Origin of the sequence: Pseudomonas fluorescens (genome assembly GCF_040448305.1) — a bacterium.
In the GTDB taxonomy this organism is placed as follows: Bacteria; Pseudomonadota; Gammaproteobacteria; order Pseudomonadales; family Pseudomonadaceae; genus Aquipseudomonas; species Aquipseudomonas fluorescens_BH.
Window position 1 is genome coordinate 2,383,701 of the sequence record NZ_CP148752.1, and the last position, 14,545, is coordinate 2,398,245.

23 protein-coding genes are annotated in these 14,545 nt (G+C 55.8%); 10 read left to right on the forward strand and 13 right to left on the reverse strand.

The features are described from left to right. Positions 1-552: 552 nt before the first annotated feature. From WHX55_RS10860 to WHX55_RS10870, 3 genes are all read right to left on the reverse strand, one after another. Positions 553-1,665, reverse strand: a complete 1,113-nt coding sequence (locus WHX55_RS10860) for a phage integrase Arm DNA-binding domain-containing protein (RefSeq protein WP_353743038.1) — start codon at positions 1,663-1,665, stop codon at positions 553-555. Continuing rightward, the gene (locus WHX55_RS10865) at positions 1,665-1,877 is read right to left on the reverse strand and encodes a hypothetical protein (protein WP_150715352.1); all 213 of its coding nucleotides are present in this window, start codon (positions 1,875-1,877) and stop codon (positions 1,665-1,667) included. Before WHX55_RS10865 ends, WHX55_RS10860 begins: the two co-directional genes overlap by 1 nt. Before the next feature lie 208 nt (positions 1,878-2,085). Next, complete coding sequence (locus WHX55_RS10870) at positions 2,086-2,526, reverse strand: hypothetical protein (protein ID WP_353742549.1); 441 nt, start codon at positions 2,524-2,526, stop codon at positions 2,086-2,088. Positions 2,527-3,120: 594 nt separating this feature from the next. Between WHX55_RS10870 and WHX55_RS10875 the strand changes: the two genes are divergently transcribed. From WHX55_RS10875 to WHX55_RS10885, 3 genes are all read left to right on the forward strand, one after another. After that, a complete protein-coding gene (locus tag WHX55_RS10875; RefSeq protein ID WP_353742550.1) occupies positions 3,121-3,933 on the forward strand; it encodes a hypothetical protein in 813 nt (270 codons plus the stop codon). 136 nt (positions 3,934-4,069) lie between these two features. Beyond that, a complete protein-coding gene (locus WHX55_RS10880) occupies positions 4,070-4,417 on the forward strand; it encodes a hypothetical protein (RefSeq protein WP_353742551.1) in 348 nt (115 codons plus the stop codon). Between the two features lie 251 nt (positions 4,418-4,668). Further along, on the forward strand, positions 4,669-4,926 hold the full coding sequence (locus WHX55_RS10885) for a hypothetical protein (RefSeq protein ID WP_353742552.1): 258 nt from the start codon (positions 4,669-4,671) through the stop codon (positions 4,924-4,926). A gap of 6 nt (positions 4,927-4,932) precedes the next feature. Here WHX55_RS10885 and WHX55_RS10890 read toward each other — a convergent pair whose 3' ends face one another. The 6 genes from WHX55_RS10890 to WHX55_RS10915 all read right to left on the reverse strand — a co-directional run bounded on the left by WHX55_RS10890 (position 4,933) and on the right by WHX55_RS10915 (position 7,507). Next, on the reverse strand, positions 4,933-5,244 hold the full coding sequence (locus WHX55_RS10890) for a hypothetical protein (protein ID WP_353742553.1): 312 nt from the start codon (positions 5,242-5,244) through the stop codon (positions 4,933-4,935). A gap of 81 nt (positions 5,245-5,325) precedes the next feature. Next, positions 5,326-5,640 (reverse strand): hypothetical protein, encoded by a 315-nt coding sequence (locus WHX55_RS10895; RefSeq protein WP_353742554.1) that lies wholly within the window; start codon positions 5,638-5,640, stop codon positions 5,326-5,328. Beyond that, positions 5,637-5,918 (reverse strand): hypothetical protein, encoded by a 282-nt coding sequence (locus WHX55_RS10900; protein ID WP_353742555.1) that lies wholly within the window; start codon positions 5,916-5,918, stop codon positions 5,637-5,639. The genes WHX55_RS10895 and WHX55_RS10900 overlap by 4 nt, the downstream gene beginning before the upstream one ends. A 723-nt stretch (positions 5,919-6,641) precedes the next feature. Then, positions 6,642-6,848, reverse strand: coding sequence for a hypothetical protein (locus WHX55_RS10905; protein WP_353742556.1), 207 nt, complete (start codon positions 6,846-6,848; stop codon positions 6,642-6,644). Next, positions 6,845-7,282: a TerB family tellurite resistance protein gene (locus WHX55_RS10910; protein WP_353742557.1), complete on the reverse strand. Its 438-nt coding sequence runs from the start codon at positions 7,280-7,282 to the stop codon at positions 6,845-6,847. Before WHX55_RS10910 ends, WHX55_RS10905 begins: the two co-directional genes overlap by 4 nt. A gap of 63 nt (positions 7,283-7,345) precedes the next feature. Beyond that, on the reverse strand, positions 7,346-7,507 hold the full coding sequence (locus WHX55_RS10915; protein WP_353742558.1) for a hypothetical protein: 162 nt from the start codon (positions 7,505-7,507) through the stop codon (positions 7,346-7,348). A gap of 407 nt (positions 7,508-7,914) precedes the next feature. Here WHX55_RS10915 and WHX55_RS10920 point away from each other — a divergent pair, with 407 nt between their 5' ends. Next, positions 7,915-8,226, forward strand: coding sequence for a DUF1654 domain-containing protein (locus WHX55_RS10920; RefSeq protein WP_353742559.1), 312 nt, complete (start codon positions 7,915-7,917; stop codon positions 8,224-8,226). Between the two features lie 48 nt (positions 8,227-8,274). On the opposite strand, the gene WHX55_RS10925 is transcribed toward WHX55_RS10920, so the two are convergent. Genes WHX55_RS10925 through WHX55_RS10935 form a run of 3 tightly spaced genes read right to left on the reverse strand, consistent with a single transcriptional unit; the run spans position 8,275 to position 10,011 of the window. After that, a complete protein-coding gene (locus WHX55_RS10925; RefSeq protein WP_353742560.1) occupies positions 8,275-8,778 on the reverse strand; it encodes a hypothetical protein in 504 nt (167 codons plus the stop codon). Positions 8,779-8,834: 56 nt separating this feature from the next. After that, positions 8,835-9,086: a hypothetical protein gene (locus WHX55_RS10930; RefSeq protein ID WP_353742561.1), complete on the reverse strand. Its 252-nt coding sequence runs from the start codon at positions 9,084-9,086 to the stop codon at positions 8,835-8,837. Positions 9,087-9,123: 37 nt separating this feature from the next. Continuing rightward, complete coding sequence (locus WHX55_RS10935; RefSeq protein ID WP_353742562.1) at positions 9,124-10,011, reverse strand: S24 family peptidase; 888 nt, start codon at positions 10,009-10,011, stop codon at positions 9,124-9,126. A gap of 104 nt (positions 10,012-10,115) precedes the next feature. On the opposite strand from WHX55_RS10935, the gene WHX55_RS10940 reads away from it, so the two are divergent. Both WHX55_RS10940 and WHX55_RS10945 read left to right on the forward strand, forming a co-directional pair. Next, positions 10,116-10,310: a Cro/CI family transcriptional regulator gene (locus WHX55_RS10940; RefSeq protein WP_353742563.1), complete on the forward strand. Its 195-nt coding sequence runs from the start codon at positions 10,116-10,118 to the stop codon at positions 10,308-10,310. A gap of 83 nt (positions 10,311-10,393) precedes the next feature. After that, positions 10,394-10,816 carry a phage regulatory CII family protein gene (locus tag WHX55_RS10945; RefSeq protein WP_353742564.1) on the forward strand — a complete coding sequence of 141 codons (423 nt, stop codon included), beginning with the start codon at positions 10,394-10,396 and terminating at the stop codon, positions 10,814-10,816. 189 nt (positions 10,817-11,005) lie between these two features. On the opposite strand, the gene WHX55_RS10950 is transcribed toward WHX55_RS10945, so the two are convergent. Next, the gene (locus tag WHX55_RS10950; protein WP_353742565.1) at positions 11,006-11,224 is read right to left on the reverse strand and encodes a hypothetical protein; all 219 of its coding nucleotides are present in this window, start codon (positions 11,222-11,224) and stop codon (positions 11,006-11,008) included. Positions 11,225-11,498: 274 nt separating this feature from the next. Here WHX55_RS10950 and WHX55_RS10955 point away from each other — a divergent pair, with 274 nt between their 5' ends. From WHX55_RS10955 to WHX55_RS10970, 4 genes are read left to right on the forward strand one after another with little or no spacing between them, the layout of a single operon-like run. Beyond that, complete coding sequence (locus tag WHX55_RS10955; RefSeq protein WP_353743039.1) at positions 11,499-12,272, forward strand: helix-turn-helix domain-containing protein; 774 nt, start codon at positions 11,499-11,501, stop codon at positions 12,270-12,272. Continuing rightward, positions 12,272-12,928 (forward strand): replication protein P, encoded by a 657-nt coding sequence (locus tag WHX55_RS10960; protein ID WP_353742566.1) that lies wholly within the window; start codon positions 12,272-12,274, stop codon positions 12,926-12,928. Before WHX55_RS10955 ends, WHX55_RS10960 begins: the two co-directional genes overlap by 1 nt. Next, the gene (locus tag WHX55_RS10965) at positions 12,921-13,124 is read left to right on the forward strand and encodes a hypothetical protein (RefSeq protein WP_353742567.1); all 204 of its coding nucleotides are present in this window, start codon (positions 12,921-12,923) and stop codon (positions 13,122-13,124) included. Before WHX55_RS10960 ends, WHX55_RS10965 begins: the two co-directional genes overlap by 8 nt. Beyond that, positions 13,121-14,524, forward strand: a complete 1,404-nt coding sequence (locus WHX55_RS10970; protein WP_353742568.1) for a host specificity factor TipJ family phage tail protein — start codon at positions 13,121-13,123, stop codon at positions 14,522-14,524. Before WHX55_RS10965 ends, WHX55_RS10970 begins: the two co-directional genes overlap by 4 nt. The last annotated feature ends 21 nt before the right edge of the window (positions 14,525-14,545 follow it).

Below are 14,545 nucleotides of genomic sequence, written 5' to 3' on the forward strand. Positions count from 1 at the left end.
CTGTGCCGACTCATACAAGCTCTCTATAAATTTTCGGCTTTTTGACCGCTCACGAATTCGCGCTACTTCCGACCCCATCTATCACTGCTCCCTTTGGATGAAGGCTGTCATTAAGCTGGCATTACTGAGCAAAAACGGCCCATCCAGGCACAAAAAGGCACTTGCGATAATCACTAATTGCCTGATTTGTAACGCTTATTTTGTGGAGCTTGAGGATTTTAACCCCCCGTCCAGTCGTGCAATGTTCGCAACGCAGTAGCCGAGCGTCGAAAGCTGGCTTGGCCGGCGAGGGCCTGAAAAAGGCCTAGTGACTTTCCGAGTGACTTTGTAATTCCCTGTTCCGCACAGTTGGGCATCGTTGCAGCGAGCGCCAAGCGCGAAGCCTTGTGGTTAGCGGCCTGTAGAGGGGGCCGCTTGCATGGGGTGCTAGGGGTCGAGTGTTCGAATCACTCCGTCCCGACCATATTTACTGAGTAAAATCAGACGCTTAAGCCGATCAGATAGATCGGCTTTTTTGTGCCTGCGCAAAACCCGCGCAAAACTGGCGCAAAACTACCCGGTGATTTCGCTGATATTCAGGTCTGGAATTGCTTCTGACCAGACGATTTCTTCGTGGTCTCGCTGGTAGTTTTTGGTCATGCCTTCACTCGCATGACCTGCGATTTTTTGCCCATCCTTCCCGGCTTTCTTGTACAGGTGCAGCGACAGTGCTCGCACTTCGTGGAAGCCCGGCATCTCTTCCTCCTTCCAACCTGCGTAGCAGTTTGCCGCCTCCCGGGCGTCCTTGAATGCTCGCGTCAAATAACGCTCTTCAATCTTCGTCCAGTGGTCCTTGTGCTGAGCCTGTTTCTGTTTCCGGCGTTCAGGCTTGCGGTGCACCAGGTATGGCGAGGCTATGTCGTCACGGCATCGGCTGATTACAGCCTGTAGCTCGGGCGTCACTCGAAAGCGAATCCACGCCGCGTCACTGGCCTTGGCCGTTTTCTTCTGCACCAAGTACAGAAACCCCTCCCGAACTCCGTCGAAGCGCATGTCCAGAATGTCCGTCCGGCGCTGGGCAGTGATCAGGGCGAGGTCAATTGCATTCTGTAGCCAGGCTGGCGCTTTCTCCCGGATGGCTTTCAAGCCTTCGATGGTATGGCGTTTGCGCTGTTTCTTCTCGATGCGGTTGATCGTGCTGGCCGCCGGGTTATCGGGGCACAGGCCCTTCGCGGCGGCATGATTGAAAATGTCGATCAGCAGTGCGCGGCACTGATTCGCTGTCCGGGGGGTGAGCGGGTCCAGCATTTCCGCGACCATGCGGATCGTGATCTGGTCGACGGCCTTGCCCTCGAACTGCTTGCGAAAGCGCCGGAAGTGCACCGCGTACAGGTTCAGCGTGCCCTTGGCCAGTTCTCGCGGCGGCAGCACTTCGCGCTCGTAGGTATCGAGGAAGCCGGCAAAGGATTCAGCAGAGTTGTTCAGCACAGCACCGACCAGGTCGGCACCACGCATAAACTCCAGGTTCAACTGTTTCGCAGCGTCGATGGCCTTGATGCGGTCGATACCAAACTGGAACCACTTCCCGTCGGTAGGCCGGCGGTAGCGATAGGTCGAGCGCCGCGCATCGAAGTACAGGTTCTGCGGAAGGCTTTTGTTCGCAGTATTGCGCGGCCGTGGTGCCATCATGCAGCTCCCTTCAATACCATCGCCACCAGGTCGTTGCCGTCCGAGCGGGTGAATGCGGTCCAGTCAACGTACCAGAGTTTTCCGATCTGCTCGCCCGGTACAACGCCGTTACGGATGTGGTTGCGAATCGCCTGGGGGCATTGCGGTGTACCGTTCTCGCCCCAGCGCCGGCGCTGAAACTCACTGATCTTGATCAGTTCTTTTCTCATTGGGTGCTCCAAGCCGCCCGGGGCGGCAGTGGGTGGTTACGTAAATTTCAGATGGAGGGTGTGAAGGGCGCTTTGAAGGTGAGCTACGGTTTATTGGTTCACCTCGCCAGTTGCGTACACGCTTTCTCCCCTGAGGTGACTGGCGGGGTGAACCCTTACCGGCGCGGCCCTTTGTAGATAAGCCAGAGCATGCAGAGCGGGGCGAAGATCATTGGGTCACCTGCTGCGAGATACGCCGCGCCCAGTTCACGTACGGTCCGTCTTCAGTGTCGAAGATCCCCATCAAGAACCACTCAGGGCCTGGCGACTCTGGTTCCCAGCCGTTGCAATGTGCTTCACCGTCCTCGTAGGGGTGACCATCGAGCTCATCAAACATGTGCCAGCCTTTGCGCTCCAGCATCTGTTCATCGGCCCAGGCAATGTACGGCGCCGGATCTTCGTCGCCGCCAAAGTCTGGGATGTCCGGGTGCCACCACCAGCCATCTTCGTCGCGCTTCACTTCAACTGGTCCAAAGGCTTTTGGGCTGTGCGCTACACGCGGCGTCACGTAGAGCACGTCGGAGTACTCACCACCGCCGGAGCTGAACTTTATCTGGCAGCCGCACTTCGCTGGCTCGCCGTTCACGAACGTTATCTTTTCTTCAGGCATGACTTCGTCCCTTCCGCTATAGCGGCTGACTTTGAAGGGGGAGGGGTTATGGCGCAGTCAATGAATCTGGGCTATCTGTTAAACACCCGGTAATCAGCGCCGGATTGAGGAGGTGGCTTATGAGTGGTGGAGATAATGGCGGCGGCTCTCATCCTTGGCCTTGGTCTACGACGCTACAAAAAGACGGTAACGACTACACACCTTGGCCAGCATCGAAGCCGGGAGCGCCCACGGCAATCGAGGAGTTGATAGGCAGAAAAGTTAGGGTCGTGAGAGAGCACGGAAAGGAACCGCAGGGTTACGAACCAGGGCGAGTTTCCTTTTTGGTGGATGATGATGAACGAATAGTGAACGTTTTTTTCGAGAGTGACTTGCCCACAAAGTAATTGTTGATCGGCTCAACGATTTTGTTTTCTGTGGGCATGGGGCGTCCTATGCCGGGGCATGCCCGGGCGGTGGAAAGGGGAGAATTAACAATTCTAAGAAAAAGTCGCGTGGTGTTTTTCATTGCACCATTCGACTTTAGTCGCCTACTAATGTTGGCATGGAAGGCTTTGTGCCATTATCCAAGGTTTAAGTCAGGGGACCAGCAGGATGGATATCGCACTTTGTTTAGCGGACGGTAAAAATTACAGCGCCAAATCGTTTGAGGATTTGGGCGACCACATTATTTCTTCGTATCGAAGACAATTAGTATGCCCTGAGTGTCGGGGGCCGGCCTTCTATCGGAAGGAGTCAAAAAGCGGTCAGGCCGCATGCTTCGGGGCGCGTCCGCATGGTAGGGACTGCGATCTCGCTGCCGCTGAGGCAAAACAAGGAGGAGGGCTTGGTCCAGACAAAGAGGAGCGAATCAATTATGGGGAAAGAATTGAAGTCGACTTCAATTTTGGAGCTCACGCGGTAGAGCATGCCAATCCCGAGGAGCCTGAAGACCCAAATGGAAGGGGGGGGCGATATGCCAGAGGTCACGGGGTTCGATCTCGCTCGTCGATGCATCGCCGCTTGAGCACTCTCCTCAAGAACCTGATACACAGCCAAGACTTCAGAGATTCTGATCAAATAATTGCACTGCCTGAGGGAGAATTTCGGGTAAAAAATTTCTTTGTCGAGTTCTCGAAAGTTTCTGAAATCCATCTTGACGAGTTCAGAGGTTACTGGGGGATGGTTTCGGATGCAGGCATTTCCTCTGGCAGCCTTTGGCTGAATAGCGGCGGTAGAGAGGCGGTAAGTGTTGTTGTTAACGGCGATTTAAGTGATGGTTTTATCAAAAGATTTCCTTGCACCGATACAGATGATTTTGCCGGGGCTTACATACTTGTTTTCGGAGTACTGAAAGTTTCAAAAAACGCAAAGCGTTATGTGGCGATAAATCAGCTCGAAAAAATTTCCGTGAGTTTTGCAGATTGAGACGCGTGCTGCTACCACCTTCTGCACATTAGGTCAGGGCGGTTACAGGCACGTTTCCAGGTAGGCGCCTGCCTCGCCGGCTTGAAGTAGGGATATTTGTGTTCGGCCCGGCACGGAGCCGAATCAAAGGAGAAACATGATCACGATTCTGGGCTTCGAAATTACTAAAGATCTGCTTAACGACATCATCTCAACGTCATTCGGTGGGGCAGCTGCTGGTTTAGCTCTTTACGGAACGCAAGCTCTTTTCATCGCTCTGGGAGTCAAGCGCGATACTTGCCGGGTGCATAGTTGGATGACGAGAGAGAGGAAGACCGGTCGAGAAAAATACCGATCGACTAGAGCAATTGCGAGTAATAATAACCTGACTGAGGATCGTGTTCGATTTATTTGTAGTCACGATATTCGGTGGAGACTCTCATTGGGCGATGATCCCGACATGTGGATGCTCAGGGTAGATACCGGCCATAAGACAAACAACTAAGGCCAGCTCACAGACCAGCATTTAGTCGGTAGTTGGTCTCACGGTGGAGCGGTGATCTCGTAACCCAGTCTGATGCCGAGCGTGTACCAGATCAGTCCGAGCTGCCTTTGGGTGGCATCGGTCATGGTTTTCTCCAGTCAGGCGCCGCTTTCCATGACCGGGTGAGGTTTTTAGTCGTAGGACTTTATTGATGGTTGCGCCGGTGATCGTGAGCTGAGTACTCTCTGCATTCACTAAACGAGGCGTTGAACATGAGCAGCCGTCAACTAGAAGAAGCGCAAGAATATCGCCGGAATGAAATTCTCGGTGACTATATCGGCCTATCTGCTGATGAGGTTGCTGAGTACGTGACGGACATTCAGGAGCAGGACAACGGCACCGGATTGGTGATCTACTTCTCGATCGCGATTCCACGAGATGTCCGCGACAAGGTTGATGGGCTTGGTGAAAATCTCTATCTCAACACTGGACCTATCGACTTCGATGAAGAAGACGAGGAAGACCAGTAAACAGAGCTAAATCTGTTCCCCGCCCGTCTTTGCAAACTCTTCCAGCTGTCGCGACCACTTTTCAGACACAACGATTTCAGGTCGCGACATACTTGCGAAGCGAGCGGACTCATCGGCAGGCGCTGCGGCCAGGTTGATCAGAAACGTCGATACCGTTTCCTGCCATTCCTCGAAGTCGTGGCGCTCGCCGAGCACCTGAAGCGCATCATCGAGCGCTTTCGACACAATCAACGACCGCTTCTCGGCGCCGATCCGCTCCAGCAAGGCTTTCTCCTTGGCGCGCTTGTCTCGCTGAATCTGCACATTGTCTTTGGCCATGGCCTGCCTCTTCAATTCCGTGGGCCGGTAGATCCAGCCATGTCTGTCGTCGGCGCTGGCGCACCTGGTTGCTGATTCGTCTCACGGCGGCCCCGGGAACTTAATGTTGTTCTCGCGGGCGATGAGCCTGGCGCGCTTGGCTTCCATGCCCGTCTCTTCCGCTGCTTCGATGACGGTCTTGCCGGCGTCGGCCAACTGCTTCAGTCGCGGCGCGAGCTTGTCGCGCTCGATTTTCAGTTTGTTGCTGTGGGAGCTGCCGAACATCAACTCCCGTTCGCCGCTGACGCCCGGGGCGATTTCCTGCACTGAACGGCCGGCACCGAAGAACTGATCCAGCTGCTGGTTCAGGTTCGCGATGATCGAGTCACGCGGGTTGGGCATTGGGGCGCCGATCATTTCTGCTCACCTGACAGCGAGACCTTGATACCGTCGGCGCGCGCCTCCAAAACCTGTGCAAAGTTGATGGCGTCTTTCCACGTCCAGCGAAAGCCTTTGGTCAAGCCTGTGGAGCGCTCGACGATGTGATAGGCGTTGCCCTTGGTGACGACCTGATAGCGAATCTCTTGCACAGGCTGCTCCTTGCCAATCAGGGCGTAGAACGCGGCGGTGGCGATGCTTGCACGAGCACGCAGGGCGGCAACCCCGTCGACTCGCTGTTGAAGTGATGGATGCATGGCGATTCCTCGATGGGGTTGCGTGTATTCGTCAGCACTCGGGCTGCCTGCTGGTTGCCGTTGGGCGCAGGGGAGAGTGTTGACGGATAAAGGCAGGCGTAAAAAAGCCCGATCGGAACCGGGCTTTTGTTTGCGTCACGAAGACCTCCCTACGTGATCGCAGGTGCCGCCAAGAGGGCGGGCTTCAATGTTGGTTATTTCATGATTGTCATCCTCCAATGCGCGCCGTTGGCATCTTGGCGGGCGCTCGCCGTTCTCTGTTTGTTGCATGCAGGTGGGCGGTTATAGGCCGCGGTTTCGTCCGCATCCCGCTGCCCACTCAGCGAATGGGCAGAAGTGATTATTGGTCAGGTACTGCCCGGGCTTTAGGGGAGGGCTGGGATTATTCCGGGTGGCCGGCTACTCTAGAATTCCGAGTATCTAAATCCGGCCTCGGCCAATAAAGAAGGGAATCACATGAAGCTGCATATCGTTGCACTGGGTCTTGTTGCAGTTCTGTCCGGCTGCACTACTGCCGGCCCTTACGTTACAAACATATCGAGCGATGGCCGCAACGGCCTGAACGTTGAAAAGTGTGCAGTGAAACTGAATGCATTCATGGGAACCGTTAGTACCACCGAGTGCACGACTCAGAACCTACAACTGAGTCGCTCTAACTAATTGGGTCGGCGATCTCCTGGTTGTAACCCTTGTGCCCACTCAGTGAATGGGCAGAAGTGATGCCTACTGAACTGCTCGCAGTTCACTACGAAGCACCCAGCTGCCGGAGACTTTCACCATGCAGCCAACGAAGGCGGCGTACTTGGTTTCTCTGTCGGTCTGGTAGCCGTAGTAGGAGCAGGCGCCCCGATTGGCGAGGCTGTTTAGGAGCAGCCCCAGGGCGAAGGTCGCCCCGGAGATGATCAGCACTTTGCGCAGCCGCGTGCTCACGCGTCGATACCGAAGTCTTTGAGGCGCAGGCCAAGTTCATTGCCGATCTCGGCGAGAACCTTGAGCTCTTCGGCGCTGATGTTGCCGTCGCCTTCCGCAACGGTGAGCATGTTCACGAACACCTCTTCCGCATCGGCCGGGTTGTTTTTGATGTCGCGGATCTCGCGCAGGATGTTCATGCGACCGAGGCGGAAGCCAGCCTGCAACTGCTCGGTGAACAGGTTGACCGTGCTGGTGATCTCGGAGCCGAAGTGTTCCAGCGCCTTGTTGGCCCGGATCTGAATATCGATCTGAGCCGCTTCGTTCTTGCTGATCTCGCCGTCCGACGCCGCCACCAGTAGGCAGCCACCGACGATGGCTTGCATCAGGTCGCGATTTTCCAGCTTCTTGACTGCGCGCTTGGCGCCGAACAACTTCTTACCGATACCGAACATGGGTGAATCCTCTGGGTTGGGTTGCATCCCGCTGCACCCTGTCGCCAAGGTGCAGCAGTGATGCTATTCAGCCTGGAGCGCTTCGATTGCCTGCCGGTAATCGGCAGCGTTAGTGCGGTTGTTCGCTGCGTCTTCGAACTGGCCTTCGGCCTCCTGGATCGCAGCGTTGTTCTCGCAGTTGGAAGCGTGAATTTCGAGCTGGGCGATTGCTGTTGCGTGCTTCATGGTTGATCACCTATCGGTTGTCATCCCAAGCAGCCCTCTGTGGAAGGCTGCTCAGTGATGCTGTCCGTCCTATTACCGCTGGAGGAGCGGGGCACATTGCTTACCGGGTCGCTCACACGGTTAAGGCGTTTCACCATCGAGCAGCCGTCCAGGTTGTTCCTGTCGTTGGCAGGCTTTCGGGCCTGTCTGCTCGCCGGTCGCCGGTAGAGGCAATGCGGTCTGTTGTTTGTTGCGCTGACTTTTAAAGAGCGGCGGACTTAAGGCCCTTCGCAGTGGCTGTGTTACTGCGATGGTAGTAGTTAACCATCGGTATATTTATGAGTCAATACCGATAGTTAATTTAATTTCGTTGGTCGTACGGTATGCTTTGTTTTAGCTGGATGTATGTACAGTAATTGAGGGGCGGTATGGCAAAGGCGAAGAAGCAAACAAAACCAGTAGAGCGACAGGAGGTCAGCGGAATTGAAAAGCTTGGCCTACGCGTATCTTCGATGATCAACCACCCGCTCGCGCAGACTCAGCGCTGGGTGACCATCCACCGTCTGGATACGGACGGTGAGCGAGAGTGGGAGGAGGTGATGGGCCTGCTATCCGAAACGGACGGTATAGACATGACATTCAACGACGACGAATCGGTGACGCTTCGGTGGGAGGCAAGTGCCGAAGAAGATCGACCTGTAGAGGTTTTCGAGCCGGTTGAGGAACCAGCGCCTTTTTGACGGACAACAAAAAGCCCGCTCAGCGGCGGGCTTGAATTGAAAAACTGGCTAGTTGGAGAATTTGACCTCGGTGGCGAGAGCTTCTCTTGCGACTTGGTATTCAGCCTTGGCCCGATGGTCAGTGGTACGGTAAGCGCTCATGGTCATGAGGTAGGCTGACCATTTGGAATAAAGATCCTTGCTTAGCTCGATCTGTTTTTCCGGGACTTTGGCTGCCTTAAGACGAGCTATAGCCTCATCACCCTGAGATTTTGAATGCTTGATGCACTCCATGAGTGAGTTGCTGTACTCCTCAATCATTTGGCGGTTTCCGGTTCGCACTGCCATTCCGCCCGTGTTTGCTTCCAGTTCACATTGCAAGGCTGGCAGAGCTAGCTGGCGAGAGAAGTTAAGAACTTCTGGCGACTTAGGATCGTACTGGAACTCAAGAGGCTTGAAGACGTGCGGCGCCCGGGCGGACAGTGCTGAGTCTGCTGGCTTTTGTTGTGGTGCTACACAGCCAGCCAATAAAGTTGTTGTAAGAGCAAGCTTAATGCTGGTCTTCAAGCGCATGGTATCCCTCCCGTAACTATGTTTGCTTATCCCAGCACGACTTGTGATGAGTAAGGTTAAATTTCATGCTCGTTGTGTCTTTCCCGCACAATCCTTCCTGCCCTCACCTCATCAGCGTAAACAGTTAGTCGATCCTCATCAGCATGGAACACGGTGCACATCCTCAGTACGGCCTGGGCGTCCACCTCATTGCCGGCAAGACTCAATCGCTCGGCTATTCGCATCAGCTCGACCGCTGACCACTTCAGATCTGAGGCAATGCCTTGGAGGTCGCGTTTCAGGTCTTGCTCTGTTTTGTTCGGTCCCAAGATCAACTCCCACCTAAATGGCCAATTTCGACGAGGCTTACACCAGGTGTGCATTCCACACCAGAAGCACTCGCGCCTGGATGAACGTCATATCTCGACGAATCATCCGGTCTTTGTGCCGGGTGTTGTCAGAAATCATCTCGAAGTGATCTTCATCGGCCACTTGCAGACGCTTGATGTAGATGTGGTCGTCCCACGAAAACAGATAGATCCCGTCACCGACGAACTCCCGAATGTGCACGTCGACGATCAGCGGGTCGCGATGCTTGATCGTCGGCTCCATCGACTGGCCCCAGCCGGTGACCATCTTTAAGTGGAAGTGCTCTTCGAAGTCCACCCCCAGCTCGCGCAAATGCTTTGGACTTACCCGGACGTCCTGAAACATCTCCGGAAAGTCATGCGCTATCTGCCCGCCACCCATTGCAGCGCGGATGTCGTAATGAGCGATCCAAACTTCATCGCCGACCAGGCCAGGTCGCGAAAAGTCAGCCGTAATTACATTGGTTTTCTGGGGTTCTTCAGCAGCATCAAGCAAACGCTGTCGGGCATCAGGAGAAAGCCGCTTTCCGCTCCGAGCAAGCATTTCCTTCACCAAGTCGGCTGCGCTTGCCCCTTCATCTTGGGCGCCTATGTCATGTCCAGCCATGGGAACCGGGGCGCTGGTAAGTTTGCGTATCTCTTCTGCCAGGCGAGGGCTGAATGACTCAACCGGCTCTTGGAGCATGCGCGAAAGAACTGAAGCGAACTGTGCATTGAGCGGGTTAATCCCTTTGAAATAGAGATTTACCGCAGCGGGTGTCATTCCGGCAGCGTCGGCGATTTTCTTCTGACTCAGCTTCATCTCATTCTTTTTTGAAAGAAACAGAGCGTGCGCAGCTTCGCATTCGGCCATGCGGTCCGGCGGCAGGATTCGTTTTTTAGTCATCGCGCGAATTTATACCAATGGTTAAAAATGAGAAGAAACCATCGGTATTGATTATAAGTTAACAGATGGTTAATATCTGCCTCATCTACAAGAGAGGCACGACCATGAATGAGACTTCCCTCGACAAGTTCGTGGCTGACAAAGGGCAGTCCGAAGCCGCAAGGCTTCTCCGCGTCACTGCCCCAGCCATCCATAAAGCTTTATCCGCAAAACGGGATATTCGTGTGATTGAGCTCCCCGATGGGAGCTTCCAGGCAAGTGAACTGCGTCCGTTTCCATCCCAAAAATCCGCTGCATAAGTCATCCCTGTCGTTGATCTGTTGAGCGAATGATCGCCGAGCATCTTCAGCGGTGCTACGGAAACAAAGTTGAGGTTTTACGAATGGAAGATTTCTTGAGGGCTTGCCACACCTCCGTCAAGGAAAGCGGGGCAGAGGAGCTGGCGGGGAAAATGTGCATGGCCCACGTGAGCCTGCTTCAACGCTCGAATCCGGACAACGCGGGGCATCACCTGACCATCGAACATCTGTTCGGGATCTTGCTGCACACCGGCGACATGCGCCCGCTGATGACCTTGGCAGAGCAATTCGGTTTTGAGTTGGTCGCAAAGATTGCGCCGGAGCCGAAGGCGCTGACTGCTTCGCTGATCAATGTTGGTAAAGAGGTCGCGGATCTGACCATCGCAGTGCACGAAGCCTTGGATGACAACCACGTTTCACCGCTCGAGAAGGCAGCGATTCGCAAAGAGCTAGGGCATGTCCGGCAAAGCCTGGATGTGATGGAGCAGTCGGTAAGGGTGGCGTGAATGGACCTTCTTCAGCTTGGTTGCGCAGCTTTGGCCGGTTACGTGGTAGCAGTTTTTTTCCATCGACCGCTGGCGGCAAAGCGAATGATTACCTACCCGCTCTGCCACGTCAGCTTCGATTCATCGATGACTACTCAGGATCGCCTGCGCTTCCTTGCTGAAGTGACCGTCGCGGTGGAAGAGGGCCGCTTACCCGAGCCCAACGATTTTAAGAATGATCGCGCCTCCAATAAGGCTGGCAAGCCAGGGGGCGGCTTTGAGAATTGAGACTTTGTGCTTTTCCCAGAAGGCCCGCAGCGGCGGCCGTTCGAATCCCATCATCAGAAACATAGGCTCGTCATGGATGTACGCCTTCTCATCCCAATGCTTTGTCTTCCAGCGAGCAAACGCTTCCTTCAAACGTTTCATGTCCGGCCTCCGAGGCCTTTTCGTGTGGAAGCAAAAAGCTTCCACGGATGCGCCGGACGCCTAAATCGCGCGCATAAAAAAACCGCCTGGCAGGGCGGTTCTTTCAACAACTTGTAAAACACTGAGGGGCCATTATGAACACGATCGCTACTCCCGGCAATACCCGCCATGTCGCGACACTTTTAGTGCAATCGCAAAAGGTGTCGTGTCACACCATGTCCTCACGCGAGATTGCCGAACTCAATATCGGAGCCTCGCTGTGAGCGTCCAAGCAATGTCCTGGGCGCTTTCATTGCCCACTGAATCCCTGAAAGACTCCAGTGCGCGTCACGTGCTTTTGTGTCTGGCCAACTACGCCGGTTCGAATGGTGCTGGCGCCTTTCCATCTGCCTTGACTCTGGCTCAGGACACCGGCCTGTCTGAGCGCACCGTACGCTACAAGCTGGACGATTTGGAGACGGTCGGGCTCATCCAGAAGGGCAATCAGGCCATTGCCGCCGTACACATCGATCGCCATGACCGACGACCAGTTGTTTACGACCTCCAACTATCTCGGGGTGCAAATCCTGCACCCCGTGCAAAACGGGGTGCAGATGACGCAACGGGGTGCAGTTCACAACAGAACGGGGTGCAGCCTGGAACAAAACGGGGTGCAGAATCTGCACCCAATCCGTCACTTAACCATCAAGTAACCGAAGAGCAGCTGCAGCGCGATTTGGCTGATGAGATTTCTCGGCAAGACCAGGCTGCCGCCGAATGCATTCCTTCCACGGCTCGCTTCGCCATGTTCGCCCTCTGGGTGCCTGACGCTAAGTCCCTGTCCGATCAGATCGCGATCGCCGGGCTTCCAGCCGGCTGCGTGCCTGACGAAGCGGTTCGTAAGTTCAAAGGCTTCCACTGCGCCAAACCAAACACCCTCGATTCCACTGCTGGCTGGTGCTATCGCCTTGTTCAGTGGGTCAAGCGTGAGCGTGTTCAGGCGGCAGGCCGGGGGCAAGAGCCTGATTTTAATGACACCAGCTGGGGCGATGACCTGGGAGGTTTGTAATGAAGTCTGTTTCGAACATGCTGGGAAAACTTCCCAACGTTTCATCCGCCGAGGTTGTACCGCTCAAGGCTGATGCAGGCACGGTGCAGGTGATCAACGCCTTGTTTCGCGAACTGGTGGCGATTTTCCCGGCCTGGAAGCGGGCTTGGCCAGATCAGGACGCGATCAGCGCGGCGAAGGCGACCTGGACTAAGGCCTTCATGGCCGAGCGCATCACCAAGATTGAACAGATCCGCTTCGGCATCGAGCAGTGCCGAAAGGTGGGCTCTGATTTCGCTCCAAGTGTCGGCAAGTTCATACAGCTGTGTCAGCCCACTCCTGAAATGCTCGGGCTTCCGACGCTGGAGTCCGCCTTCCGAGAAGCCTGTCGCAACGCTCACCCGGCCATGGCCGGTCAGGCGAATTGGTCTCACAACGCAGTCTGGCACACGGCGAAGGAGTCCGGGTTCGAGAGCCTAAACCGTCTGGAAACCTCGTTGGCGCGGAAGTTATTCGAGCGCAATTACGTGATCACTCTGCGCCGCTTGGTTGAGGGGCTGCCGCTGCAAAAGATGCCGCTGGCACTGCCGGCGCGGGTAGAGGGGCGTCGCACACCTGAGGTCGGCAAGGGTGCCCTTGCACAGCTGCGTGCCACGCTTGGCGGTGCCCGTGCCTAACCAATATCTCGCACCAACGGACCCGTCTGACTACCGCTACGCCGTGCACTGCTGCGGCTACAAGTGGGATCTCACCTTCGAGCAGGACCACGCTGCGGCCATTTTCAGATCCATCGAGATGGCCAAAGCCTACGGTGCGCGGATGTGGCCTGCGACCTTTGAAGTGATCGACCGATTTACTGGAGAAACAGTATGACGCCAGCCACCCCCAAACTGTTCAAGCAGAAGCCCGTCCGCGCCAAGGCAATCGACCGTGGTCATCAGTTTGAGTACCGAGACATGGCCACGTCAGGCGCCTGGACGGTACTACCCCAGTCGATCAGTGGTAACTCGATGGATGCTCAGGGTTTCACGTTTCATGAAGTCTTGCCCTATCCGATGCGCCCAGAGTGCCGTATCAAACGCATGCCCAAGGTTGGCGGAGTCAATTCGGGCGAGGTGATGGATGACGTGATGTGGTACGGCCTGCGCGGCAAGATGATGGGCGCCCCGACGCGCTACGGGGATATGACCGTTATCGCCGTGCGTGTTCGCAACGGTGACAGGCTCTCGGCCCAGTCCGAGAGTTTGGTCAGTGTCGAGGCAACTCGGGTATTGCCGGTGCGATCTGGTGGTGCCTGGGTCGGGGAAGAGCCGACTCGGGATATCGTTCCGTGGTTCCTGTACATCGCCAAGTCGGCCGGGTACGCCGATGCCGATTTGGACCTAACCGAGCTAGACCGATTGCACGATGTGTACCGTGCACGCGGTGACACCTTCGATATGACCATCGACGACGCCACCACGGTCAAAGATGCGATGAACGATGCGCTGGCCGCCGGCTTCTCCGAACTGACGATCAATCGCGGGCTTCTTCTGCCGGTTCGTGATGAACCGCGCTCGCAGTTCGAGCACATGTATACCCCGCAGAACATGACCAAGGCGTTGAAACGGCAGTTGGTCTTCCCGTCACCCGATGACTTCGACGGTGTGGACGTGGAGTACTTCAGTTCGATCACCTGGGCATGGGAGACGGTGGAGTGTCGCTGGCCAGGTGATCTCGGCAACAAGGTCGAGAAGGTGAAGGTGCCAGGGATCTCCGACCGCACCCGAGCCTGGCGAATTGGCATGCGCCGGCGTGGCCACCAAAAATACCGCGGCGATACGTACAGGTGGGAAACCGAGCTCGATGCGCTCAACTCCAGCTATCTGAGTTATGTGGCGACAGCTGACGATGTGCCTGGGTACGGCCAGAGCTCGATCCTGATGAGCGTCGTGGATGGGCCGGAAGGCATTGTGCTGGAAAGCACCGAGCCCTTCGATTGGTCGGCCGGCGGGGCGCACGTGGTCGCTTTGCGCAAGCAGGACGGAAAGCTCTCCGGTCCGTGGCCGGCGACCTACGTGGATGAATACCGGGTGAGCGTGAGCAGCCTGGATTTTGATCCCGACACCTCCTGGGATCCGGAGCCACCGCACCTCCTATTCGGCCCGGTTAATCGGTGGAGTTACCCCACGCTGGTCACCGTCGTGAATCCATCAGGCAGCGGAAGCGTCGCGGTGGAAGGCATGTCCTACGACGCGCGGGTGTACCTCTATGACAACAGCGCTCCGGCATGAAGCATTTATCGGTCCATAGAG